The organism is Pseudoduganella sp. jia 12, assembly GCF_055502675.1.
Genome location: NZ_JBUXKP010000021.1, coordinates 33,041 through 56,657, shown reverse-complemented (window position 1 = coordinate 56,657; position 23,617 = coordinate 33,041). Strand labels below are relative to the sequence as shown.

Annotated in this window: 18 protein-coding genes; 7 read left to right on the top strand and 11 right to left on the bottom strand. The window is 65.9% G+C overall.

All coding sequences use genetic code 11. The annotated features are described in order from the left end of the window. Window positions 1-43: 43 nt before the first annotated feature. Together gmk and ACY65G_RS29660 are read right to left on the bottom strand one after the other, a co-directional pair. Entirely contained in the window at window positions 44-685 is a 642-nt protein-coding gene (gene gmk / locus ACY65G_RS29665; protein WP_465000873.1) for a guanylate kinase, read from the bottom strand. Window positions 686-779: 94 nt separating this feature from the next. Then, window positions 780-1,670, bottom strand: coding sequence for a YicC/YloC family endoribonuclease (locus tag ACY65G_RS29660; protein WP_465000880.1), 891 nt, complete (start codon window positions 1,668-1,670; stop codon window positions 780-782). Window positions 1,671-1,771: 101 nt separating this feature from the next. Between ACY65G_RS29660 and ACY65G_RS29655 the strand changes: the two genes are divergently transcribed. The 5 genes from ACY65G_RS29655 (at window position 1,772) to hemW (ending at window position 6,432) form a co-directional block, all read left to right on the top strand. Then, the gene (locus ACY65G_RS29655; RefSeq protein WP_465000872.1) at window positions 1,772-2,773 is read left to right on the top strand and encodes a serine/threonine-protein kinase; all 1,002 of its coding nucleotides are present in this window, start codon (window positions 1,772-1,774) and stop codon (window positions 2,771-2,773) included. A gap of 6 nt (window positions 2,774-2,779) precedes the next feature. Further along, complete coding sequence (locus tag ACY65G_RS29650; protein ID WP_465000871.1) at window positions 2,780-3,742, top strand: PP2C family protein-serine/threonine phosphatase; 963 nt, start codon at window positions 2,780-2,782, stop codon at window positions 3,740-3,742. Between the two features lie 19 nt (window positions 3,743-3,761). Beyond that, on the top strand, window positions 3,762-4,496 hold the full coding sequence (rph, locus tag ACY65G_RS29645) for a ribonuclease PH (protein ID WP_465000870.1): 735 nt from the start codon (window positions 3,762-3,764) through the stop codon (window positions 4,494-4,496). 86 nt (window positions 4,497-4,582) lie between these two features. After that, window positions 4,583-5,182, top strand: coding sequence for an RdgB/HAM1 family non-canonical purine NTP pyrophosphatase (gene rdgB / locus ACY65G_RS29640; RefSeq protein WP_465000869.1), 600 nt, complete (start codon window positions 4,583-4,585; stop codon window positions 5,180-5,182). After that, window positions 5,179-6,432 (top strand): radical SAM family heme chaperone HemW, encoded by a 1,254-nt coding sequence (hemW, locus tag ACY65G_RS29635; RefSeq protein WP_465000868.1) that lies wholly within the window; start codon window positions 5,179-5,181, stop codon window positions 6,430-6,432. The genes rdgB and hemW overlap by 4 nt, the downstream gene beginning before the upstream one ends. A 150-nt stretch (window positions 6,433-6,582) precedes the next feature. Here hemW and ACY65G_RS29630 read toward each other — a convergent pair whose 3' ends face one another. From ACY65G_RS29630 to tal, 5 genes are all read right to left on the bottom strand, one after another. After that, entirely contained in the window at window positions 6,583-7,668 is a 1,086-nt protein-coding gene (locus ACY65G_RS29630; protein WP_465000867.1) for a patatin-like phospholipase family protein, read from the bottom strand. A 185-nt stretch (window positions 7,669-7,853) separates the two neighbouring features. Then, window positions 7,854-9,293 (bottom strand): efflux transporter outer membrane subunit, encoded by a 1,440-nt coding sequence (locus tag ACY65G_RS29625; RefSeq protein WP_465000866.1) that lies wholly within the window; start codon window positions 9,291-9,293, stop codon window positions 7,854-7,856. After that, on the bottom strand, window positions 9,290-12,439 hold the full coding sequence (locus tag ACY65G_RS29620) for an efflux RND transporter permease subunit (protein WP_465000865.1): 3,150 nt from the start codon (window positions 12,437-12,439) through the stop codon (window positions 9,290-9,292). The genes ACY65G_RS29625 and ACY65G_RS29620 overlap by 4 nt, the downstream gene beginning before the upstream one ends. After that, window positions 12,439-13,641, bottom strand: coding sequence for an efflux RND transporter periplasmic adaptor subunit (locus tag ACY65G_RS29615; RefSeq protein WP_465000864.1), 1,203 nt, complete (start codon window positions 13,639-13,641; stop codon window positions 12,439-12,441). The genes ACY65G_RS29620 and ACY65G_RS29615 overlap by 1 nt, the downstream gene beginning before the upstream one ends. A 152-nt stretch (window positions 13,642-13,793) precedes the next feature. Continuing rightward, complete coding sequence (tal, locus tag ACY65G_RS29610) at window positions 13,794-14,723, bottom strand: transaldolase (RefSeq protein WP_465000863.1); 930 nt, start codon at window positions 14,721-14,723, stop codon at window positions 13,794-13,796. A 304-nt stretch (window positions 14,724-15,027) separates the two neighbouring features. Between tal and ACY65G_RS29605 the strand changes: the two genes are divergently transcribed. After that, entirely contained in the window at window positions 15,028-16,308 is a 1,281-nt protein-coding gene (locus ACY65G_RS29605; RefSeq protein WP_465000862.1) for a D-amino acid dehydrogenase, read from the top strand. A 58-nt stretch (window positions 16,309-16,366) separates the two neighbouring features. Here the strand turns inward: ACY65G_RS29605 and ACY65G_RS29600 are convergent, their stop codons facing one another. From ACY65G_RS29600 to pgi, 4 genes are all read right to left on the bottom strand, one after another. After that, complete coding sequence (locus ACY65G_RS29600) at window positions 16,367-17,221, bottom strand: SIS domain-containing protein (protein ID WP_130187991.1); 855 nt, start codon at window positions 17,219-17,221, stop codon at window positions 16,367-16,369. 116 nt (window positions 17,222-17,337) lie between these two features. Further along, window positions 17,338-18,810, bottom strand: a complete 1,473-nt coding sequence (gene zwf / locus ACY65G_RS29595; RefSeq protein ID WP_465000861.1) for a glucose-6-phosphate dehydrogenase — start codon at window positions 18,808-18,810, stop codon at window positions 17,338-17,340. A gap of 126 nt (window positions 18,811-18,936) precedes the next feature. Then, the gene (locus ACY65G_RS29590) at window positions 18,937-19,839 is read right to left on the bottom strand and encodes an SMP-30/gluconolactonase/LRE family protein (protein ID WP_465000860.1); all 903 of its coding nucleotides are present in this window, start codon (window positions 19,837-19,839) and stop codon (window positions 18,937-18,939) included. Then, the gene (pgi, locus tag ACY65G_RS29585) at window positions 19,836-21,485 is read right to left on the bottom strand and encodes a glucose-6-phosphate isomerase (protein WP_465000859.1); all 1,650 of its coding nucleotides are present in this window, start codon (window positions 21,483-21,485) and stop codon (window positions 19,836-19,838) included. The genes ACY65G_RS29590 and pgi overlap by 4 nt, the downstream gene beginning before the upstream one ends. 209 nt (window positions 21,486-21,694) lie before the next feature. Between pgi and edd the strand changes: the two genes are divergently transcribed. Continuing rightward, entirely contained in the window at window positions 21,695-23,617 is a 1,923-nt protein-coding gene (gene edd / locus ACY65G_RS29580) for a phosphogluconate dehydratase (protein ID WP_465000858.1), read from the top strand.

Below are 23,617 nucleotides of genomic sequence, written 5' to 3'. Positions count from 1 at the left end.
AATTCTGTGAATTGAAAACGAGGGGATGAGTCGGTTTTGGTGCTTAATTATGCTGATCGGCGTGGATACCCAACTGGGCAAACAGCGATGCATTGCGCGCCGCCTGTTGCGCAAACCGGCAACGGGCCGACCGGACGATCGCGCTCAGCTGTTGTAAGGCGACCGGAAACTCTTCATTGATAATAACATACTCGAACTCGGGCGCGTGGGCGATTTCGCCGCCGGCCGCCAGCAGGCGCCGGGTGATCACATGCGGTTCGTCCTGACCACGCTTGTGCAGCCGTTCTTCCAGTGCCGCGATCGATGGCGGCAGGATGAAAATGCCGGCCGCCTGCGGGAACTGCTTCTTCACCTGGCGGGCACCCTGCCAGTCGATTTCCAGCAGGATGTCGGTGCCGGCCTTCATCTGCTCTTCGACGAACAGGCGCGACGTGCCATAGTAATTGCCGTGCACTTCGGCCCACTCGAGGAACTCGCCGGCATCGGCGCGGGCAACGAAATCCTCGGCCGTCGTGAAGAAATACTCGCGGCCATGTTCCTCGCCCGGGCGTGGCGCGCGCGTGGTGGTGGAGATCGACAGCTTGATCGCCGGTTCCTGGGCCAGCAGGGCGTTGACCAGGGTGGACTTGCCGGCGCCGGAAGGCGCTGCAACCATGAACAGGCTGCCCGAGAAGTGTTGATTCATTTTCAATTCCGATTCGCGGGCGGTGGCCCAAAGGCGTATTTTACCAAGAGCAACCGCGCGCGGCACTACCTTGCTAGCCGCGTGACCGCGGCGATCACTCCAGGTTCTGCACCTGTTCGCGCATCTGCTCGATCAGCAGCTTCAGCTCCATCGACGCATCGGCCAGCTCCTTGACGGAAGCTTTCGCGCCCAGCGTGTTCGCTTCCCGGTTCAGCTCCTGCATCATGAAATCGAGACGCTTGCCCACCTGGCCGCCTTTTTTGAGGATATGGCGCGTTTCCGACAGGTGCGCCGACAGCCGCCCCAGTTCCTCGGCCACATCGATGCGGATGCCATACAGGATCACTTCCTGGCGGATGCGTTCCATCGCATCCTGGCGCGACAGTGCCGCGTTCGACCCCTGCGACGCCAGGCCCAGCGCTTCCTGCATGCGCTCGATGGCCTTTTGCTGGAATGCCGCCACCACTTGCGGGATCAGCGGCGTGATGCGCTTGACGATGGCTTCCATCGCCTCGATGCGCGAAATCAGCATCGCTTCGAGCGCGGCGCCTTCGCGCTGCCGGCTGTTCACGAACGCCTCGACCGTTTTCGCCATCAGCGAGGCCACGTCGGCCTGCAGCGTTTCCTGGCCGATCTGCGCTTCTTCGACGACACCGGGCCAGCGCAGCAGTTCGGCCACCGACATGGCGTGCGCACTGCTGAAATGCGTGTTGACCTCGGCCTGCAGACGGGCCAGTTCATTCAGGAGGGGAATATTCAGCGCCTGGGTACCGGCGCCAGCGGCCTTGCGGCCGAAACTCAACCTGATTTCCACCTTGCCGCGCGTGATGGCGGCCATGATCGCGGCGCGCAGATCGGGTTCGAGGGCGCGCAGGTCGTCGTTGATGCGGAATTGAAGGTCGAGAAAACGGGAATTGACACTCTTGATTTCAATGGTCAGAGTTCCCGCCGCGCTTTCGCTGGTGGCAACCGCGTAGCCCGTCATGCTGGAAATGCTCAATGGATATCCCCGATTTGGTCTTTACAAATGCCTGGTTTTGTCCACACAATCCGGTCTCAGTGGCGTTAGTTGATGCGAGGAAATGCATGGCTGCACAAAACAACGTCCCGTTGCCGGATGGGCTGGAGTTGGCTGGATACCGCATTGTAAAGAAAATTGCGTCCGGCGGGTTCAGTATCGTCTACCTTGCCTATGACAGCGAAGGCAATGCGGTTGCCATCAAGGAGTACTTGCCAAGCGCATTGGCATTGCGTCAAGAGGGAGAACTGGCGCCGGTTGTTTCGGCGGCGAATTTGCCGGTATTCCGCCTCGGCCTGAAATGCTTTTTCGAGGAAGGCCGCGCGCTGGCGAAAATAACCCATCCGAACGTGGTGCGGGTCCTGAATTTCTTCCGCGCGAACGATACCGTGTACATGGTAATGGCGTATGAATCGGGCCACACATTGCAGGACCGGATTTCGCGGCAGCGCGCAAAAGGCGGCAATATTGGTGAAGCATTGATCCGCCAGGTCTTTATCCAGGTATTGACGGGTTTGCGCGAAGTGCATGCAAATGGCCTGCTGCACCTCGATTTAAAACCGGCCAATATCTACCTGCGCAGCGACGGCTCGCCGCTGCTGCTCGATTTCGGCGCGGCCCGCCAGGCCATCGATGCCGGCGCCCTGACACTGACACCGATGTACACGCCCGGCTTCGCCGCCCCCGAACTGACGATCAAGACATCGCCGCTGGGCCCGTGGACGGATGCCTATGGCATCGGCGCGGCGATGTTCGCCTGCATGGCCGGCTCGCCGCCGCAGCCGGCGGAAGAACGGCGCAAGGCCGACCGCATGGATGCGGCGTTCGAAGGGGTGGCCGGCGCCTATTCTCCCGCACTCGTGCAACTGGTACGCCGGTCGCTGGCCATGGATCCGCTGGCCCGCCCGCAAAGCCTGTTTGCCATGCAGAAGGCACTGCAGGCGGTGGAGGCGGCGCCGGCGGCACCGGTCGCGGCGGCGCCGCCGGCTGGCACGTTTGCCCGGCTGCGCACGCTGGCGGGCCGCCTGCGGCCGGGGCGCCGCGGCACCACGCCGGACACGCAAGGCTAGGGCCACATGCGATTTTCCGTCTACCAGGAAAGCCATATCGGCGGCCGCGGCATGAATCAGGACCGCATGGGTTACAGCTACACGCGCGACGCCTTGCTGCTGGTGCTGGCCGACGGCATGGGTGGTCATCCGCGCGGCGAAGTGGCCGCCACCGTTGCGCTGCAGGTGATTTCCGCGCTGTTCCAGCAGCAGGCCGGCCCCTATGTGAAGGGCCCGGCGCGCTTCCTGGAAGATGCGTGCCATGCGGCGCACCGCGAAATCCATCGCCAGGCCGCGCTGCAGGGCTTGCCGGAAACGCCGCGCACGACGATCGTCGCCTGCCTCGTGCAGCATGGCACGGCCACATGGGCGCATTGTGGCGACTCGCGGCTGTACCTGCTGCGTGGCGGGCGCATCCTGGCGCGCACGCGCGACCATTCGCACATCGAGAAACTGATCGACGCCGGCCGCATCCCCGCATCGGCACGCCACACGCACCCGGACCGCAACAAGCTGTACAACTGCCTCGGCGCGGATGCCGCGCCGAAGGTCGAGCTGTCGCGGGGGGAGGCCCTGGAAGCCGGCGACGTGATGCTATTATGTTCGGATGGGTTGTGGGGCGTGCTGCCGGAAGAAGAACTGGTGGCCGCGCTGTCCACCGGGGCCGTCGAACGCGCCGTGCCCGGCCTGCTGCGCAGCGCGCTGCGCGTTGCCGGGGCCGGCAGCGACAACGTCACCGGGCTGGCCATCGCGTGGCAAGGGGTATCCGATGCGCCCGCGCTGGACACGCCGGCCTCCGCCGGGTCCACGATGATCTCCACCGAATCGCATATGGGCGGCACCTCGGGCGGCACCTCGGGTGGCACCTCGGGTGGCACCTCGGGCGGCACCACGATCGCGCCCGCCGACCCGTTCGATGAAGCCGAGATCGACAGGGCCATTGCCGAAATCCGTGTCGCCATCGAAAAATCCTCGCAGCTACTCAAATAATCTTTCACAGAAAGCTTTCATGACCATTGATACCCGCCCCAGCGGCCGCCCCGTCGACCAGTTGCGCTCCGTGCGCCTGACCCGCCAGTACACGAAGCACGCCGAAGGTTCCGTGCTGATCGAATGCGGCGACACCAAGGTGATCTGCACCGCCAGCATCGAGGAAAAAGTGCCGGGCTTCCTGAAGGGCAAGGGGCAGGGCTGGCTGACGGCCGAATACGGCATGCTGCCGCGCTCGACGCACTCGCGCATGGATCGCGAAGCCGCGCGGGGCAAGCAAAGCGGCCGCACGCAGGAAATCCAGCGGCTGATCGGCCGTTCGCTGCGCGCCGCGTTCGACCTGCAGGCGTTCGGCGAACGCACGCTGCACCTGGACTGCGACGTGATCCAGGCCGACGGCGGCACCCGCACGGCCTCGATCACCGGTGCAATGGTGGCCGCGTACGACGCGTTCACGAAGCTGGTCGACAAGGGCGCGATCCCGGCCGTGCCCGTGAAACACTTCGTGGCGGCGATCTCCGTGGGCGTGTACCAGGGCACGCCGGTGCTCGACCTCGACTACGTGGAAGATTCCGCCTGCGACACCGACATGAACGTGATCATGACGGATGCCGGCCACTTCGTCGAAGTGCAGGGCACCGCCGAAGGCGCCGCCTTCGACCGCGCCACGATGAACCGCCTGCTGGACCTGGCCGACGCCGGCATCGCCGACCTGATCCGGCTGCAGAAGCGGGAACTGGGGCTGGCGGAGTAAAATAGCTGCCCCAAATCAAAATTGGGGACGTACCCCTGTTTAGAGGAAATTTCCTCTAAACAGGGGTACGTCCCCCGTTTTCTGCCATGACCCAAAAACTCATCCTTGCCTCGAACAACGCGGGCAAACTCAAGGAATTCAACGCGCTGCTGTCCACCGTCGGCTTCGAGGTGCACGCGCAGGGCGAATTCGGCGTGCCGGAAGCGGACGAGCCGTTCCACACCTTCGTCGAGAACGCGCTGCAGAAGGCGCGCCACGCGTCGCGGCTGACCGGCCTGCCGGCGCTGGCGGACGATTCCGGCGTCTGTGTCAATGCGCTCGGCGGCGCGCCGGGCGTGTACTCGGCGCGCTACGCGGGCGAGCCGAAGTCCGATGCCGCCAACAGCGCGAAGCTGGTCGCCGACCTGGCGAGGCACGATGACAAATCGGCTTATTACTACTGCGTGCTGGTGTTCGTGCGCCACGCGGACGATCCGCAGCCGGTGATCGCCGACGGCGTCTGGCGCGGCGTGATCCAGGCCGAGGCGCGCGGCGAAGGCGGCTTCGGCTACGATCCGCATTTTTATATTCCCGAACTGGGCAAGACCACCGCCGAACTGGCGCCCGATGAAAAGAACCGCCTGTCGCACCGCGGCCAGGCATTGCGCAGCCTGATGGACAAACTGCGGGTAGAGAAGCTGAAATGATCCCCATCAAACCGGTTGGCGCAGGCGCGGGCAAACCCGCCACGCCGGCCCGCACCATCGATGCCGCGGCCGGCGTGGCCGCGCAATACCTGCAGCCGGGCGCGCTGAACCTCACGGCGTTGCCGCCGCTGTCGTTGTATATCCACTGGCCGTGGTGCGTGCGCAAGTGCCCGTATTGCGACTTCAATTCGCACGAAGCCAAGGGCGAGGTACCGGAAAAGCAATACCTGGACGCGCTGCGCCTCGACCTGGAAATGGCACTGCCGCTGATCTGGGGCCGCAAGATCCACACGGTGTTCATCGGCGGCGGCACGCCGAGCCTGATGTCCGCGGCGGGCCTGGACCGGCTGATGTCCGACCTGCGCACCTTGCTGCCGCTGGACGGCGATGCCGAAATCACGATGGAGGCCAATCCCGGCACCTTCGAGACCGAGAAATTCCGCAGCTACCGCGCCAGCGGCATCAACCGGCTGTCGATCGGCATCCAGAGCTTCAATCCCCGGCATTTGCAGGCGCTGGGCCGCATCCACGACGACGGCGAGGCGCGCCGCGCGGTGGAGATCGCGCTGGCCACCTTCGACAACTTCAACCTCGACCTGATGTACGCGCTGCCCGGGCAGACGCTGGACGAGGCCAGGGCGGACCTGGCCACGGCATTGGCGTTCAAGCCGCCGCACCTGTCGCTGTACCATCTGACGATGGAACCGAACACGGTGTTCGCGAAGTATCCCCCGGAACTGCCGGACGACGACGCGAGCGCGGACATGCAGGATCTCGTCGCGGAAATGACCGGCGAAGCGGGCTACGGCCACTACGAAGTATCGGCCTACGCGCGGCCCGGCCACCGGGCCCGCCACAACCTGAACTACTGGCAGTTCGGCGACTACCTGGGCATCGGCGCCGGCGCCCACACCAAGCTGTCGTTCCCGCACCGGGTGCTGCGGCAGGCGCGCTACAAGCAGCCGAAGTCGTACATGGAGCAGGTGGCGAACGGCACGCCGGTGCAGGAAGAGAACGAGATCGGCCGCGCCGACATGGGCTTCGAATTCATGCTGAACGCGCTGCGGTTGCAGGAAGGCTTCGCGCCCAACCTGTTCAGCGAGCGCACGGGGCTGGCGCTGAACACGATCGAGAAGCAGTTGAACGCGGCCGAATCGAAGGGCCTGATCTACCGCGACCATACCGTGATCCGGCCCACCGAGCTGGGGCACCGGTTCCTGAACGACCTGCAGCAGATCTTCCTCGGATAACCGCAGCGCCCTTCACAGCCGAAGCCGTGTCCACCCTGGGGTCAGGCCCAGGATCGGACACGAGCACGACCGTGGCAATCGATTGCTACAGTTGTGCTCGTGTCCACTTTCGAGCCTGGCCCATGGTGGACACGAGCTGGGCCGTAGCGGCTAGAAGCTGGACGCCACCTTCAGGTCCGGCTTCTCCACCCACCTCGCCAGCGCCTCGGCCATCCGCCCGCTTTCCCCGATCGCGTAAGTCCAGTCGCGAATGCGGGCGGCGTGGTCCTGCCCATAGTGCTTGAAGTCGTTCCGGTCCGGCAGCTTGCGGTTCGGCAGCCGGGCGACGAACGATGGCGACGGGCTGACCAGCACCACATTGTCGAGGGCGAGGTGGCCGGATTGCGCGCGGGCGCGGCGCCATGGCAGCGACTTGTCCAGCCAGCCGGGCACGATGTAGTCGGTGAAGTGCGGGTACAGCACGAGGCCCGGATCGCGCCCGTAGGGCAGGTGCAGGTGGTAGTCGATCAGGCCGCCGTCCCAGTAGGCGCCGGGCGGCGCGCCGTGGATGTCGCGCACCGCCTGCAGCACGAGCGGGATCGAGCCGGACGCCAGCAGCGCATCGCGCAGGTTGCGCTCATCCAGGTCCACGAAGTGCGACGCGAACGCATCGAAGCGCTCGCGCAGCCAGCCGCCTTCATCGCGCGCGTCGTGGAACAGCACGCGCTCCATGGCACCCGCCAGTCGGCCGCGCGATACCGCGTTGCCCGCCGCGGCGCGAACGAAGCCCGCCATCTCGCGCCAGCGCACGCCGCCAGTACTGGCCAGCGGCCCGATGCCCCGCGCGGTGATCACGTTCAGCCGGTGATGCGGATGCGCGAGCACTTCATCGCCATGCCCGCCCAGCACTTCCTCCAGCAGGCCGCGCACCGTGCGGGTCACATAGGCCGCGTCCACTTTCGCCGGATAGGTCTGGTGCGTGTAGTGGTAAGCGAGCCGCTTGTGCGCTGCCACGGGATCGGCGAACGCCCCGGCGGCCATGCGCCACGCCCCGATCGACGCGCCGACGAGCCGCCGCTCGCGCGGCGCCCGTGGCAGCCAGTCGCCGAACAGCCATGTATCGATGCCGTTCAAAATGAGGCCTTTCGGCCCGCCCGCGGCGGCGGGGATGATGGCGATGTCGGCCGGTTGCAGGCCTTCGGCCGCAATGCGCTGGCGCGCGCGTGCGCCGAGGCGGATGGTGATCGGGGAGTCCATGGCGCATTGTAAGCCGGCGCCTGGTACGGATGCTTGCTGTCCGTGTGCCACGTGCGTGCGGCAACACCGTTGGCGTGGGAGAACCGGTGACTGACACCTTTTTCTGGGTGAGTCTTCCAGAAAAAGGTGTCAGTCACCGGTGTTCGGCGGCCAACAACTATCAGTCGAGCAATCGTCACGCACGCCTACCGCAATCCGCCCCCCAGCGCGCGATAAAGGTCGATGGCGCTCGTGGTACGCAGCAGCCGCGCCTGCACGAGCTCCTGCTCGGCCGCGAACAGTTCGCGCTGCGCGTCGAGCACGTCCAGCGAGCTGGCGACGCCGTTCTCGAAGCGCAGCGTGAGGAGCCGGAGCCGTTCGGCCTGGGCATCCTGGATGGCACGTTGCGCGGCCACCTGGTCGCCCAGGTAGCTGCGCGCGGCCAGCGCGTCGGCCACTTCGCGGAATGCCGTCTGGATCGTCTTTTCATAATCGGTGACGGCGATATTCTTGCGCACCTGGGCCAGGTCGAGGCTGGCGCTGTTGCGCCCGGCGGAAAAGATGGGCAAGGTCAGTTGCGGCACGAACGACCAGGTGTCGTTGCCGCCGTCGAACAGTTGCGAGAACTCGGGGCTGACGCTGCCGATGGCCGCCGTCAGCGAGATGCGCGGGAAGAACGCGGCGCGGGCGGCGCCGATGTTGGCGTTCGCCGCCAGCAGCCGCTGCTCGGCGGCGCGGATGTCCGGCCGGCGCGCGAGCAGGTCCGACGGCAAGCCGGCGGGGAGGGCGCTCATCGCATCGATCCGCGAGTCGTCGGTCATCGCGCCTGCTTCGGCCGTGGGGCCAACCGGCGTCACGCCCACCAGCAGGGTCAGCGCATTGGCGGCCTGGGCCCGCTGCCGGGCCAGCGCCAGCGCCGACGCGCGCGCCGTTTCCATCAATGTTTCGTTGGAGCGTAGGTCGAGCAGCGACGAGGCACCCGCTTCCAGCCGTTGACGGGTCAATTCATAGGTGCGGCGGCGCGCTTCATACGTGCGCTGTGCCAGCGCCAGCTGTTCGGCAAACGCGCTTTCCGTGAAATAGGCCTTTGCCACTTCGGCGACGATGCTGATCTGCGCCGCCTGCCGCGCCTCGTCGGTGGCGAGATACGTCGCCAGCGCCGCCTCGGACAGGCTGCGCACGCGGCCGAAGAAATCCAGCTCGAACGCGGAAATCGACAGGCCGGCGTCGAAGCGTTCCGATACCGTGCCCTGTCCGGCCGCCGGGTTCAGGAAGCCCGGCGTGCGTGCCCGCGTGCCCGACAGCGTGGCGTTCAGGTTCGGCAGCCGGTCGGCGCGCGTTATGCGGTAGGCGGCCCGAGCCTCCTCGATGCGCAACGCGGCGGTGCGCAGGTCGCGGTTGTTGTCCAGCGCAGAGGCGATCAGCGCCTGCAGGCGGGCGTCGGGAAAGAATTCGCGCCAGCCCGTATCGGCGGCGCTTCCAGCGCCGGTAGTGGCCTGCAGGGCACCCTTGCCGTCCGCGGCCGGCGGATTGACGGGAAAATCGGCGCCTACCGGCGCGGCCGGGCGTTCGTACTTCGGCGCCAGCGAACATGCCGACAGCATGCCGGCTGCCAGCATCATGCCCACGGTGTTCGACAGTTTCATGGCTTCGTCTCCGGAAGGTCCATTTCATGCGCGGCAAGGCGCCGCTGCCGCTCGCTGCCCTTGAAGATGCGGCGGATCACCACGAAGAAGACCGGCACGAGGAACACGGCCAGCACCGTGGCCGTGATCATGCCGCCCATCACCCCGGTGCCGATCGCGCGCTGGCTGGCCGACCCCGCGCCGGACGCGATCACCAGCGGCAGCACGCCGAGGATGAACGCCAGCGACGTCATGATGATGGGCCGGAAGCGCAGGTGCACCGCTTCCAGCGTGGCTTCGATCAGCCCCATGCCCTGCGCCTGCAGGTCCTTGGCGAACTCGATGATCAGGATGGCGTTCTTCGCGGACAGCCCGATGATGGCGATCAGGCCCACCTTGAAGTACACGTCGTTCGGCAGGTCGCGCAGGTGGGCGCCGAGCAGCGCGCCCAGCACGCCCAGCGGCACCACCAGCAGCACGGCGATCGGGATCGATTCGCTTTCATACAGCGCGGCCAGCACGAGGAACGCCGCCAGCAGCGACAGCGCGAACAGCATCGGCGCCTGCGAGCCGGACGTGCGCTCTTCCAGCGACTGTCCCGTCCAGTCGATGCCGAAGCCCGGCGGCAGCTGGGCCGCCAGCCGCTCCAGCTCGGCCATCGCTTCGCCGGTGCTGTAGCCCGGTGCCGCGTTGCCCGTCAGGCGGATCGCCGGATAGCCGTTGTAGCGCACCAGCTGCACCGGGCCGTTGATCCAGCGCGTGGTGGCGAAGGCGGCGAACGGCACCATGTTGCCGCTGGTGCCGGAGCGCACGTTCAGGCGCAGGATATCTTCCGGCTGCATGCGGCGGTTCTGGTCGGCCTGCACGATCACGCGCTGCTGGCGGTTGTCGCTGTTGAAATCGTTCACGTACGACGAGCCCAGGCCGGCGGACAGCGTGGTGTTGATGTCGGCGAACGACAGGCCCAGCGCCTGCGCCTTTTCGCGGTCGATATCGACTTGCAGCTGCGGCGCATCCTCCAGCCCTTCGGGCCGCACGCCCTGCAGGATCGCGCTCTTGCCGGCCATGCCCAGCAGCTGGTTGCGCGCATCGATGAGCGCCGCGTGGCCCAGCGAGCTGCGATCCTGCAGCCGCGCCGTGATGCCGGTGGCGTTGCCCAGCTCGCGGATCGGCGGCGGCGACAGCGGGAACACGATAGCGTCGGGGATGCCCGAGAGCGCGCCGAGCGCACGCCCGGCCAGCGCGTCGGCCGACTGGTCATTGCCCCGTTCGCTCCAGTCCTTCAGCGGCACGAACACCAGGCCGGCGTTCTGGCCGTTGCCGGAGAACGAAAAGCCGGCCACGGCGATCGTGCGCGCCACTTCCGGCTGCTGGCGGAAATAGGCATCGACTTTCGCCAGCACGGCGTCGGTGCGCGAGCGGGCGGCGCCCGGCGGCAGCTGCACATTGGTGATGATGTAACCCTGGTCCTCGTTCGGCAGGAACGAAGACGGCAACCGCACGTACAGCCACGCCACGAGTGCCAGCAGCACGGCGAACACCAGCATGTAGCGGCCGGTGTGCGCCAGGATTTTCGCCACCGCTCCCTGGTAGCGCGTGGCCGTCTTCGCGAACGTGCGGTTGAACCAGCCGAAGAAGCCGCGCTTTTCCACGTGATGCCCCTTTTCGACGGGTTTCAGCATCGTGGCGCACAGCGCCGGCGTCAGCGTCAGCGCCATCAGCGCGGAAAACGCCATCGCCGCCACCATCGACAGCGAGAACTGCCGGTAGATCGCGCCGACCGCGCCGCCGAACGCGGCCATCGGCACGAACACGGCGATCAGCACCAGCGTGATGCCGATGATCGCGCCGGTGATCTGCGTCATCGCCTTGCGGGTGGCGTCGCGCGGCGACAGGCCTTCCTCGCTCATGATCCGTTCCACATTCTCGACGACGACGATCGCATCGTCGACCAGGATGCCGATCGCCAGCACCATGCCGAACATCGTCAGCACGTTGATCGAGAAACCGGCCATCTGCATCACGGCGAAGGTGCCCATCAGCGCCACCGGCACGACGATCGTGGGAATGATCGTGTAGCGGAAATTCTGCAGGAATACGTACATCACGATGAACACGAGCAGCACCGCTTCCAGGAGCGTCTTGACCACTTCCTCGATCGAGATCTTCACGAATGTCGACGTATCGTATGGCACCGTGTACTTCATGCCGGGCGGGAAGAACTTCTGCAGCTCGTCCATCTTGGCCTTGACCAGGTTGGCCGTTTCCAGCGCGTTGCCGGTCAGCGACTGCTGCACGGCGATGGCCACGAACGGCTGGCCGTTCAGCCGTGCGCTGATGTTGTAGGTGGAGCCGCCCATCTCCAGGCGGGCCACGTCGCCCAGGCGCACGGTGGAGCCATCCGGATTCGCGCGCAGCACGATCTTCGAGAACTGCGCGATCGACGTCAGCTGGCCCGTCACTACGACCGGCGCCTGGTAGGTCTGCGAAGCGGGATTCGGCAGGTCGCCGATCGTGCCCGACGTGACCTGGGCATTCTGCGCACGGATCGCCGCCGTCACGTCGCCCATGTTCAGCTTGAAGCCGGTGAGCTTGTTCGGGTCGACCCATACGCGCAGCGCGCGTTCGGAACCGAACAGCTGCGCCTGGCCCACGCCCGGAATGCGCTTGATCTCGTTGACGACGTTGCGCGCCATGTAGTCGCCGATCGCGGTCGGGTCCATGCGCCCGTCCGTCGAATACACGCCCACGAACATCAGGATGTTCGAGCGCGACTTGTTGACCTGCACCCCCTGCTGCGTGACGGCCTGCGGCAGGCGCGATTCCACGCGCTTGATGCGGTTCTGCACGTCCACCGCGGCGATGTCGGGGTTGGTGCCGGGCAGGAAGGTGACGGTGATCGTCACGCCGCCGGCCGCGTTGCTTTCCGATTCAACGTACTGCAGGCCCTCGGCGCCGTTCATTTCCTGCTCGATCACGCTGGTCACGGCATCGTCGAGCACCTGCGCGGTGGCGCCGGGGTAGTTCGCGGTCACCACGATCGATGGCGGCGCGATGGTGGGATACTGCGCCACCGGCAGCACGGTGATCGCCAGCGCGCCGCCCAGCAGGATGAACAGCGCGATCACCCATGCGAACACGGGCCGGTCGATGAAGAAGCGTGGCATCAGGCCCCCTTGGCGGCGGGCGATGCATTCGGGGCACCCGCCGGCGCACCGGCCGGCGCGGCCTGGGCGGGCTGCCATGGCTGCGGCTTGACGGGCGAGCCGGGCTTGGCCTTCTGGAAGCCTTCGACGATGATGCGTTCGCCGCCTTTCAGCCCTTCGCTGACGACCCATTTGTTATTGATCGACGCCTCGGCCTTCACGGGCTGGGAGATCACCTTGTTGTCGGCCCCCACGATCATCACGGAAGCGCCTTCGGCACCGCGCACGATGGCCTGCTGCGGCACCGTGATCGCGGCTTCGTTGATGCCCTGCTCGAGCCGCGCACGGACGTACATGCCCGGCAGCAGCGCGCCTTTCGGATTCGGGAACCGGGCGCGCAGCGATACGGTGCCGGTGCTCTCGTCGACGGACGCATCGGAGAACAGCAGCTTGCCCGCCCCCTGGTATTCCTCGCCGGTGTCCAGCAACAGCGTCACGCGCGCCTCGTCCCTGCCCACGCTCTTCAGCCGGCCGCTGGCCAGCGCCTGGCGCAGCTGCTGCAGCTCGGTGGCCGACTGCGTCACCGTCACGTAGATCGGGTCGAGCTGCTGCACCAGTGCCATCGGCGTCGCCTCGCCTTGCCCCACCAGCGCGCCCTCGGTCACCAGCGCGCGGCCCACGCGGCCGGAGATCGGCGCCGTCACGGTCGCGTAGCCCAGCGTCAGCCCGGCGGTCTGGCGTGCCGCCTTCGCCGTGGCCAGGTCGGCGGCGGCCTGCTTTTGCGCCGTCACGGCGTCGTCGTATTCCTGCTGGCTGACGGCTTGCGCGGCCAGCAGTGGCTTGTAGCGCTTTTCGCGCAGGTTGGCCTGCGCCAGGTTCGCCTCGGCCTTCTGCACGGCCGCCTGGGCGCTGGCAAAGCCCGCCTGGAACTCGGCCGGATCGATGCGGAACAGCAGCTGGCCCGCCTTCACGTCCGAGCCTTCCTCGAACACCCGTTTCAGCACGATGCCCGGCGTGCGAGCCCGCACCTGCGCCACGCGGAATGCCTCGACACGGCCCGGCAGCTCATCCGTAACGGGCACGGCGGCGGGCGCCACGGTGATCACCGATACGGTGGGCGGCGGCGGGGCGGGAGGCGCTTCCTCTTTCTTGCCGCAGGCGGCAAGCAGTGACAGGGACAGGGCGGCGACAGCGACAGGCGTGCAACGTGCGACATGACTCATGGATATGTCTCGCGAAAGGACGGCAGGGCTTCGGAACTGCGGAGGAGGTGCGATGGTTATTTTATAACGGTTGAATAACGTTTTCGCATCAGCCGTCCAAAAGAAAAGGGAGCCGAAGCTCCCTTGTTGCTAGCGACTGCGCGGACCGGCGATCAGCGCATGCCGGAAATGATCTGCTTGAGCTTGCCCGAATCGGCGCAGAAGGCGCGGATGCCCTCGGCCAGCTTTTCGGTGGCCATCGCATCTTCGTTCAGCATGAAGCGGAACGTTTTCTCGTCGACGGAGATCTTGGCCATCGCGCCTGCACTGTCGGCGGTGAGCTTGCGCTCGACCGGCGCGTTCGAATCGGCCAGCTTCTGCAGCAGGTCCGGGCTGATCGTCAGCAGGTCGCAGCCGGCCAGTTCCAGGATCTGGCTCGTATTGCGGAAGCTGGCGCCCATCACTTCGGTTTCATAGCCGAACTTGCGGAAGTAGTTATAGATCTTCTTCACCGACTGCACGCCTGGATCTTCCGCACCCTGGTAGTCGATGCCGGTCTGCTTCTTGTACCAGTCGTAGATGCGGCCGACGAACGGCGAAATCAGCTGCACGCCCGCCTCGGCGCAGGCGATCGCCTGCGGCAGCGAGAACAGCAGCGTGAGGTTGGTGTGGATCATTTCCTTTTCGAGGATCTCGGCCGCCTTGATGCCTTCCCAGGTCGAGGCGATCTTGATCAGCACGCGCTCGCGGTCGAAGCCGGCACGCTCGTACAGGTCGATCAGTTCGCGGCCCTTGGCCACGTTCGCTTCCACGTCGAACGACAGGCGCGCATCGATCTCGGTGGACACGCGGCCGGACACGATCTTCAGGATCTCGCCGCCGAAGGCGATCAGCAGCCGGTCGATCACTTCGCTGGTGGAGGCGTGCGGGTTGTCGCGCACGGCTTTTTCCAGCAGCGGCTTGTACTCGTCCTTCTGCACCGCCTTCAGGATCAGCGACGGGTTGGTGGTGGCGTCGCGCGGCGTATAAGCCTTGATCGACTGGAAATCGCCGGTATCGGCAACGACCTTGGTGTACTGCTTGAGCTGTTCGAGTTGATTCATGACTGGGCCGGGCGAATGGGGAAAAAACGCCATTGTACCGAATAGTGCCTATCGAATTCGTTTCCCAAAACCGCGGGGCGAAACTGGGGTTTCGCGGAGCATGCTCCGCGCCGGTGAAGCGGAGATAGCCTGCAGGCTATCTTTCCTTCCAGACCCCGATTCAAGAAAACATTTCCTGAAATCGGGGTCAGACCCCGATTTTTGCGGTGGAAACATTTCCCGAAACTGGGGTCTGACCCCGATTTTTGGAAACATTCTGATAACTCGGGTATCCTTGCGCCCACCCTGCACATGTCCGTTCACCATGAAACACATCGCAGTCATCGGCGCCGGCGTTACCGGCGTCACTACGGCTTACGCGCTGGCGCGGCGTGGCTTTTCGGTCACAATCGTCGAGCGGCACCGCTATCCGGCGATGGAAACGTCGTATGCCAACGGCGGCCAGTTGTCGGCGTCGCATGCGGAGGTGTGGAACCATCCGTCCACGCTGCGCAAGGGGCTGAAGTGGATGACGCAGCCCGATGCGCCGCTGCTGCTGCATCCTGCGCCCACGTGGCACAAGGTGTCGTGGCTGGCCAGGTTCGTGGCGGCGATTCCCCGTTACCGCGACAACACGGTGGCGCTGGCGCGGCTGGCGGTCGCGGCGCGCGCGCACCTGTTCGCCTGGGCGGAGGAAGAGGGCATCGATTTCGACCTGCGCCGCGAAGGCATCCTCCACCTCTACCGCGACAAGGCGGGCTTCGACCATGCGCAGCAGGTTTCGCGGCTGCTGGCGGAAGCGGGACTGCATCGCCGGCATGTGACGCCATCGGAAATGCGCGCCATCGAACCGGCGCTGGGCGGCAACTACTACGGCGGCTGCTACACGGACACCGACAGCAGCGGCGACATCCACCGCTATACCGCCGGCCTGGCCGCCGCATGCGTGCGCCGGGGCGTGCAATTGCTGTGCGAGCGCGACGTGCACGCGCTGGGGGCGCATGACGACGGCGTCACGCTCACGCTGCGGCACGGTGGCGAAACGGACATCCAGCGCTTCGACGCGGCCGTCATCTGTGCCGGCACCGCCAGCCGCGCGCTCGGCAGGATGGCCGGCGACCGGATCGACGTCTATCCCGTGAAGGGATACTCGATCACCGTGCATCTCGGCGATGCCGCCAGCCGGGCCGCCGCGCCCACCGTCAGCCTCGTCGACGACGCGCCGAAGCTGGTCGCCAGCCGCTTCGGCGCGGACCGCTTCCGCGTGGCCGGCACCGCCGAATTCGCCGGCTTCGACTGCGACATCCGCCACGGCCGCATCCGGCCGCTGGTCGACTGGGTCCACCGCGAGTTCCCCGGCGTGCAGACGACGGACGTGAAGGCGTGGGCCGGCCTGCGGCCGATGATGCCGGACCTGCTGCCGAAAGTGGGACGAGGGAAGGCGCCGCGCGTGTTCTACAACACGGGGCATGGACACCTGGGGTGGACGCTGGCTGCCGCGACGGCCGAGCAGGTGGCAACCGAGATCGGGCAATTGGCAGGCGAGTCGGCAATGCATGTTCTCGACCCGGAGGCGAAGAGCCGGGGTCGGACCCGCCGGGTCTGACCCCGGGTGTTGCCGTCGGGGTTGATGAATGCGGCGGCTTGCGGCTGGTACTGAGCAACTACCCGATAAAAGAATCGAACTGCACTTCGAACTCCTGCAACGCCTTCTGCGCATTCTGCATCTTGCGCCGGAATTCCGGCCCGCGCTGCAATGCCAGCCCCACGGCCAGGACGTCGATGACGACCAGGTAGGCAAGGCGCGCCGAGATCGGCGTGTACGGGTCGGTGTTGAAGATCAGGTCGATCGGGATCAGCACCGTGCCCAGGTCGGCCAGCGGGGTGCCGGATGGCGCCAGCACGATCACATCCGCGCCGCCGTCGCGCGCCAGCTGCGCGGAACGCACCAGCGCCGGGCTGTTGCCGCGCTGCGAAATGGCCACCAGCGCATCGCCCTTGCGCAGCAGCGCGGCGGCGATGTTGTGGATGGCCGGATCGGAATAGGCCACGGTGGGCACTCCCGAGCGGAAGAACTTGTGCTGGGCGTCGGCCGCCACGATGCCGGACGTGCCCTGGCCGTAGAATTCGATCTTGTTGGCCAGCGACAGGATGTCCAGCGCGCGCTGCACCGGTTCGTGGTGCAGGTTGTTGCGCAGGTCGAGCAGCGTGTTGATGGAGCGGCTGCAGATCTTGTTGATCAGGTCCGCCGCGAGATCGTCCTGCGACGGCGCCTCGTTCAGGCCGGGCAGCGCGACAGCCAGGCCCTGTGCCAGCTTCAGCTTGAACTCGTGCCAGCCGTCATAGCCGAGCGTGCGGCAGAACCGCACCACGGTGGGTTCGGACACCTGGGCGCTTTTCGCCAGCGCCGTGATGTTCGAGCTCACCGTGCGCGACGGATTGTCGAGCACGGCCAGTGCCACCTTGCGCTCGGATTTCGACAGCGAATCGAGCTGGGTGCGGATTGAATCAAGCAACATGGGCGGTATCGGTCCTTAGTCTTCAGGGAGCGGTGTAGCGGGGGTTTCGCGAAGCATGCTTCGCGCCCGCATAACGGCCTGGCCTTGCAAGGCCAGGTTCCTTGCACTTCCCATTTTTAGTCCTCTGGAAGTGCTTCTTCGCGCCACTGCAGCCCATCCCGCCCGATCAGCGCGGACGAGGCGGCCGGCCCCCACGTGCCCGACGAATAGGGCAGCGGCGCCGTGTCGTCCTGCTCCCAGTTGTTCAGGATCGGCTCGACCCATTCCCATGCCGCTTCCAGTTCGTCGCCGCGCATGAACAGCGTGAGCTGGCCGCGCAGCACGTCGAGCAGCAGGCGCTCGTAGGCATCCATGCGCGGCGCCTTGAACGATTCGCGGAAATCCAGTTCCAGCTCGGCCGGCTTCAGGCGCATGCCTTCGCCCGGCGTCTTCGCCATCAGGTTCATGCGCAGGCCCTCATCGGGCTGCAGGCGGATCACCAGCGAATTGGGCTGGAAGCTCGACGTGGGCTGCTGGAAGATCGAGTGCGGGATCTGCTTGAAGCGCACCACGATCTCGGCCAGGCCATCGGCCATGCGCTTGCCGGTGCGCAGGTAGAACGGCACGCCGGCCCAGCGCCACGTGTCGATCTCGGCCTTCATCGCCACGAAGGTCTCGGTGCGCGACCCTTGCGGCGCGTCCGGTTCGTCGCGGTAGCTCGGCACCGCCTGGCCGTCCACGTGGCCGGCACGGTACTGGCCGCGCACGATGTTCTGCGCCAGCGTGGTCGGCGTGAAGCGCTTCAGCGAGCGCAGCACCTGCAGCTTGGCGTCGCGCACGGCATCCGGCGAGGTCGATGCCGGCGGTTCCATCGCCACGATGCACAGCAGTTGCAGCAGGTGGTTCTGCAGCATGTCGCGCAGCGCGCCCGACGTGTCGTAGTAGCCGATCCGGTTGCCCACGCCGAGCTTTTCGGCGATGGTGATCTGCACGTCCGAGATCCATTCGCGGCGCCACAGCGGTTCGAACAGGATGTTACCGAAGCGCAGCGCCAGCAGGTTCTGCACGGTTTCCTTGCCCAGGTAGTGGTCGATCCGGTAGATCTGCGATTCCTCGAACACTTCGCCCACTTCGCGGTTGATCTGCTTGGCCGAGGCCAGGTCGCGGCCCAGCGGCTTTTCCAGCACCACGCGCGAATCCGGCGTGACCAGGCCGTTTTCCTTCAGGTTGTCGCAGATCTGCGCGAACAGCGCCGGCGGCGTGGCCAGGTAGTACACACGGGTCAGGCCCGCATCGCTGCGCAGCGCCTCAGCCAGGCCGCCGTAGCTGGACGGATCGCCGGCATCGACCGCCACGTACACGATGCGGTTCGTGAATTTTTCCCAGTTCTCGGCGGTGACCTTGGGGTTCTTGATATGCGGACGCGACGTGGTATTGACCATGTCGATGAATTCTTCCGTGGTGTTCTCGTGCCGGCCCACGCAAACGATACGGGCGGTAGGGGGCAGGTCGCCGCACACGTCGCGCGAGAACATCGCGGGCAACAGCTTGCGCATCGAAAGGTCGCCGCTGCCGCCGAACAGAACCAGGTCAAAATCGGAAAGTGCCATGATGGATGTCGTTTATGGGTCTCGATGAGGCGGCGAATTGCACGCCGCTGAAAGCTTACTACCGGAATTGCAGGATTTGACGAAAATATACTACAAATTCATCCATCCTGCAGCGTCATGGCCGGCTCACGGCTGGTAAATCGGCTGCTCCAGCCCCGCTACCGGCACGGGCACGGACAGCACGCGGCCCGACAGCGGATACTGCGCCAGTTCCGCGGCCGCACGCTTGCCGGCGGTGGTGATGTACAGCGTGCGCAGGTCGGCGCCACCGAACGCCACCATGGTCGGGCAGCGCACCGGCAGGGCGATCGCATCGAGTTCTTCGCCGGACGGCGACAGCTTGACGATCCGCCCGCCTTCGAACAGGGCGACCCAGTAATTGCCTTCGCTGTCGACGGCCGCGCCATCGGGCCGGCCGCCGTAGCCGTTTTCCTTGTCCATCGAAAACTGGCGCAGTTCGCGCCCGTTCGACACGGTGCCGCCGGCCAGGTCGAAGTCGTAGCGGGTGATGCGATGCGACGTGGTGTCGGCGTGGTACATCGTGCGGTTGTCCGGGCTGAATGCCAGGCCGTTCGAGTTCGTCATGCCGCCTGACCAGGCCAGGCGGACCTGGCCCTTTTCCAGCACGTACATCTCGGCGGCCGGCTGGTCGCGCGGTTCGTAGATCGTGCCCACCCAGAAGCGCCCGGCCGCATCCGGCTTGCCGTCGTTGAAGCGGGCTTTCGAACGGTCGAACGGGGAGGGCGCGATCTCGCTGGCAGCGCCGGTGCCCGTGTCGAGGTGCACGAAGCCGTTGCGGGTGGCGACCACCAGGCCGCCCTCGGCATGCCGCGCCAGCGACGACGGTTCGCTCGCCATGATCCATGACGTGTGGGCGCCGCCGCCATTGCCGCTGTCGATGAGCAGCCGGTGCACGGACAGGCCATCGATGTCGACCCAGTACAGTGCCTGCTCGCCCGCATGCCACAATGGTCCTTCGCCGACCTGCATCGCGCCATCGAAGGCGACGGTGATATCGTATGCGCTCATTCGATCTTCGCTCCCTTGGCCATCACGATCAGGCCATTGGTGGAACTGTCGTGCGCGGCCGGGTCCACGTCGCCTTCCAGCTCGGCCTGGATTTTCTTCGCCAGCACCTTGCCCAGTTCCACGCCCCACTGGTCGAAGCTGGCGATGTCCCACAGCACGCCCTGCACGAACGTCTTGTGTTCGTAAAGCGCGATCAGCGCGCCCAGCGTGGCCGGCGTGAGGTGTTCCATCAGGATCGTGTTCGACGGGCGGTTACCCGGGAACGTGCGGTGCGGTACCAGTTCGTCGATCTTCGCTTCCGGCAGGCCCTGCGCGGTCAGTTCGGCGCGCACTTCTGCCGCGGTCTTGCCCTTCATGAATGCTTCCGATTGCGCGAAGCAGTTGGCCAGCAGCGCGTCGTGGTGGCCGGCCAGGTCGTGCGTGGGCAGCAGGGCGGCGATGAAGTCGATCGGCACGATGTCGGTACCCTGGTGCAGCAGCTGGAAATACGCGTGCTGCGCATTCGTGCCGCACTCGCCCCAGACCACCGGGCAGGTGGCGGTATCGACGGGCTGCCCGCCCTTGGTCACGCGCTTGCCGTTGCTTTCCATGTCGAGCTGCTGCAGGTAGGCGGGGAAGCGGTTCAGGTCCTGGTGGTACGGCGCGATCGACAGGGACGAAGCGCCGATGAATTCGCGGTTCCAGAATCCGATCAGCGCCAGCAGCACCGGCATGTTCTGTTCCAGCGGCGCGGTGCGGAAATGCTCGTCCATTTCGCGCGCGCCGGCCAGGAACGTTTCAAAGTATCCGAAGCCCACGGCCAGCGCCACGGACAGGCCGATGGCCGACCAGACCGAATAGCGGCCGCCCACCCAGTCCCAGAACGGGAACATGTTTTCCGGATCGATGCCGAATTTCGTGACTGCCTCGGTATTGGTGGACACGGCCACGAAGTGCCGCGCCAGGTCTTCTTCCTTGCCCTCGCACAGGAACCAGCGGCGCGCGGTCTGCGCGTTCAGCATCGTTTCGGCGGTGGTGAAGGTTTTCGATGCCACGATGAACAGCGTGGTTTCGTGGTTCAGGTTCGCCAGCACCGCATCCATGTCGTGGCCGTCCACGTTCGAGACGAAGTGCATGTTCAGGCGCGGATGGGCGTAGGAACGCAGCGCCAGAACGGCCATCTTCGGGCCCAGGTCGGAACCGCCGATGCCGATGTTGACGATGTCGGTGATCGGCTTGCCGCTGTAGCCCAGCCAGTTGCCGCTGCGGACCCGGTCCGTGAATGTCTTGATACGGTCGAGCACCGCGTGCACGTCGCCGTTGACATCCTGGCCGTCGACGACGAGCTGCTTTCCGCGCGGCATACGCAGGGCCGTATGCAGCACGCTGCGTTGTTCGGTAAGATTGATTTTCTCGCCAGCGAACATGGCGTCGCGCTGGTGTTCCACCCCGCGCTCGCGGGCCAGGTCGGCCAGCAATTCCACGGTGCGTTGGGAAATACGATTCTTCGAATAGTCGAGGAACAGGCCTGCGGCATCGACCGTCAGCGTGGGGAAACGCTGCGGTTCGGCGGCGAACAGATCGCGCAGCTGCCATTCCCTGGCATCGGTGGCGTGGGATTGCAGGGACTGGTAGGCGGCGGTGGTGGTGAGCATTGGCTGGCGCATGGGACTTCTGTGTCAGTTTTGGATAGATGAACTATACAGGAAATGGCGGTAACTTCACTACTATATGCGCGTAAAACGGTAAAATCCGGGCAATTTTATGCGGCGCCGATGCCTCGTATCGTGCCGCCATTTCGCTCGTAAACTAGCCAGGCAGCACGCCTCGAGCCTTCTGTAGTAAAATTTCGGGAATCCATCGATAAGGAAGCATAATGGCCTTGCACCCAGTCCTCGAACAAGTCACTGCACGGATCATCAAGCGCAGCCGTCCGTCGCGCGGCGCCTACCTGGCGCATCTCGAAGCCGCCCGCATCAAGGGCCGCCCGCAGCGCAGCACGCTGGCCTGCACCAACCTCGCCCATGGCTTTGCCGCCTTCCCGCCCAACGACAAGCTGGTGCTGAAGGAAGTGCAAAAACCCTCCGTGGCGATCGTGTCGGCCTATAACGATATGCTGTCGGCGCACCAGCCGTTCGAGCACTTCCCGGCCATCATCAAGGATGCGGTGCGCGAAGTGGGCGCGGTGGCGCAGTTCGCCGGCGGCGTGCCGGCCATGTGCGACGGGGTAACGCAGGGCCAGCCCGGCATGGAACTGTCGCTGTTCTCGCGCGACGCCATCGCCATGAGCACCGCGATTGCCATGTCGCACAATATGTTCGACGCGGCGGTGTACCTGGGCGTGTGCGACAAGATCGTGCCGGGCCTGGTGATCGGCGCGCTGCACTTCGGCCACCTGCCGGCCGTGTTCGTGCCGGCCGGCCCGATGACGTCGGGCCTGTCGAACAAGGAAAAAGCGGCGATCCGCCAGCGCTATGCGCAGGGCAAGGCCACCCGCGAGGAACTGCTGGAAGGCGAATCGCAGTCCTACCACGGCCCCGGTACCTGTACCTTCTACGGCACCGCCAACAGCAACCAGATGCTGATGGAGGTGATGGGCCTGCACCTGCCGGGCGCCGCCTTCATCACGCCGTACACGGAACTGCGCAACCAGCTCACCGCCGCGGCGGCGCAGCGCGCGGCGCAGATCACGGAACTGGGCAACGAATACATCCCGGTGGGCCATGTGGTCGATGAAAAGTCGATCGTCAACGCCATCGTCGCACTGCTGGCCACCGGCGGTTCCACCAACCACACGCTGCACCTGCCGGCGATCGCCCGCGCGGCCGGCATCCTGATCGACTGGGACGATTTCAACGACCTGTCCGCCGTGGTGCCGCTGCTGGCGCGCATCTACCCGAACGGCGAAGCCGACGTGAACCACTTCCACGCGGCCGGCGGCACCGGCTTCGTCATCCGCGAGCTGCTCGATGCCGGCCTGCTGCACGACGACGTGACCACGATCCTCGGCAAGGGCCTGCGCAACCACTGCAAGGAGCCTTTCCTGGCCGAAGGCGGCAAGGGCGTCGTCTTCAGGGATTCGCCGCTGGTCTCGGGCGACGACAAGGTGGTGCGCACCGCCGCCGAGCCGTTCTCGAAGGATGGCGGCATGGTGAAGGTCGAGGGCAACCTGGGCCGCGCGATCATGAAGGTATCGGCCGTGAAGCCGGAACACCGCGCGGTCGAAGCGCCGGCGCTGGTATTCAACTCGCAGGAAGATTTCATGGCCGCCTACAAGGCCGGCAAGCTCGATCGCGACTTCGTGGCCGTGCTCCGCTTCCAGGGCCCGCGCGCCAACGGCATGCCGGAACTGCACGCGCTGACGCCGGCGCTGGCCAACCTGCAGGATGCCGGCCGCAAGGTGGCGCTGGTGACCGATGGCCGCATGTCCGGCGCGTCGGGCAAGGTGCCGGCGGCGATCCACGTGTCGCCCGAAGTGCTGGCCGGCGGCCCGCTGGGCCTGGTGCGCGACGGCGACATCATCACGGTCGACGCGGTCACCGGCACGTTCGAAGCCAGGGTCCCGGCGGATGTATGGCACAGCCGCGCGCTGGCGCAGGCCGACCTCACGCCGAGCCACATCGGCATGGGCCGCGAACTGTTCGCCATGTTCCGCAACAGCGTGTCGGCAGCGGAAGCGGGGGCGGCCACGTTCCCGCTGCCGTCGCCGATCGATACCACCGTCGAGCTCCATGGCGGTGACGACGTGGGCAATACCGTGCCCGGTTCCGATGAAGATTTCCTTGCCAAGAAAGCGTAA

Bases quoted from the DNA above. Each gene is read 5' to 3' on its own strand.
- gmk (WP_465000873.1), bottom strand. From the start codon at position 685: ATGAATCAACACTTCTCGGGCAGCCTGTTCATGGTTGCAGCGCCTTCC.
- ACY65G_RS29660 (WP_465000880.1), bottom strand. From the start codon at position 1,670: ATGACGGGCTACGCGGTTGCCACCAGCGAAAGCGCGGCGGGAACTCTG.
- ACY65G_RS29655 (WP_465000872.1), top strand. From the start codon at position 1,772: ATGGCTGCACAAAACAACGTCCCGTTGCCGGATGGGCTGGAGTTGGCT.
- ACY65G_RS29650 (WP_465000871.1), top strand. From the start codon at position 2,780: ATGCGATTTTCCGTCTACCAGGAAAGCCATATCGGCGGCCGCGGCATG.
- rph (WP_465000870.1), top strand. From the start codon at position 3,762: ATGACCATTGATACCCGCCCCAGCGGCCGCCCCGTCGACCAGTTGCGC.
- rdgB (WP_465000869.1), top strand. From the start codon at position 4,583: ATGACCCAAAAACTCATCCTTGCCTCGAACAACGCGGGCAAACTCAAG.
- hemW (WP_465000868.1), top strand. From the start codon at position 5,179: ATGATCCCCATCAAACCGGTTGGCGCAGGCGCGGGCAAACCCGCCACG.
- ACY65G_RS29630 (WP_465000867.1), bottom strand. From the start codon at position 7,668: ATGGACTCCCCGATCACCATCCGCCTCGGCGCACGCGCGCGCCAGCGC.
- ACY65G_RS29625 (WP_465000866.1), bottom strand. From the start codon at position 9,293: ATGAAACTGTCGAACACCGTGGGCATGATGCTGGCAGCCGGCATGCTG.
- ACY65G_RS29620 (WP_465000865.1), bottom strand. From the start codon at position 12,439: ATGCCACGCTTCTTCATCGACCGGCCCGTGTTCGCATGGGTGATCGCG.
- ACY65G_RS29615 (WP_465000864.1), bottom strand. From the start codon at position 13,641: ATGAGTCATGTCGCACGTTGCACGCCTGTCGCTGTCGCCGCCCTGTCC.
- tal (WP_465000863.1), bottom strand. From the start codon at position 14,723: ATGAATCAACTCGAACAGCTCAAGCAGTACACCAAGGTCGTTGCCGAT.
- ACY65G_RS29605 (WP_465000862.1), top strand. From the start codon at position 15,028: ATGAAACACATCGCAGTCATCGGCGCCGGCGTTACCGGCGTCACTACG.
- ACY65G_RS29600 (WP_130187991.1), bottom strand. From the start codon at position 17,221: ATGTTGCTTGATTCAATCCGCACCCAGCTCGATTCGCTGTCGAAATCC.
- zwf (WP_465000861.1), bottom strand. From the start codon at position 18,810: ATGGCACTTTCCGATTTTGACCTGGTTCTGTTCGGCGGCAGCGGCGAC.
- ACY65G_RS29590 (WP_465000860.1), bottom strand. From the start codon at position 19,839: ATGAGCGCATACGATATCACCGTCGCCTTCGATGGCGCGATGCAGGTC.
- pgi (WP_465000859.1), bottom strand. From the start codon at position 21,485: ATGCGCCAGCCAATGCTCACCACCACCGCCGCCTACCAGTCCCTGCAA.
- edd (WP_465000858.1), top strand. From the start codon at position 21,695: ATGGCCTTGCACCCAGTCCTCGAACAAGTCACTGCACGGATCATCAAG.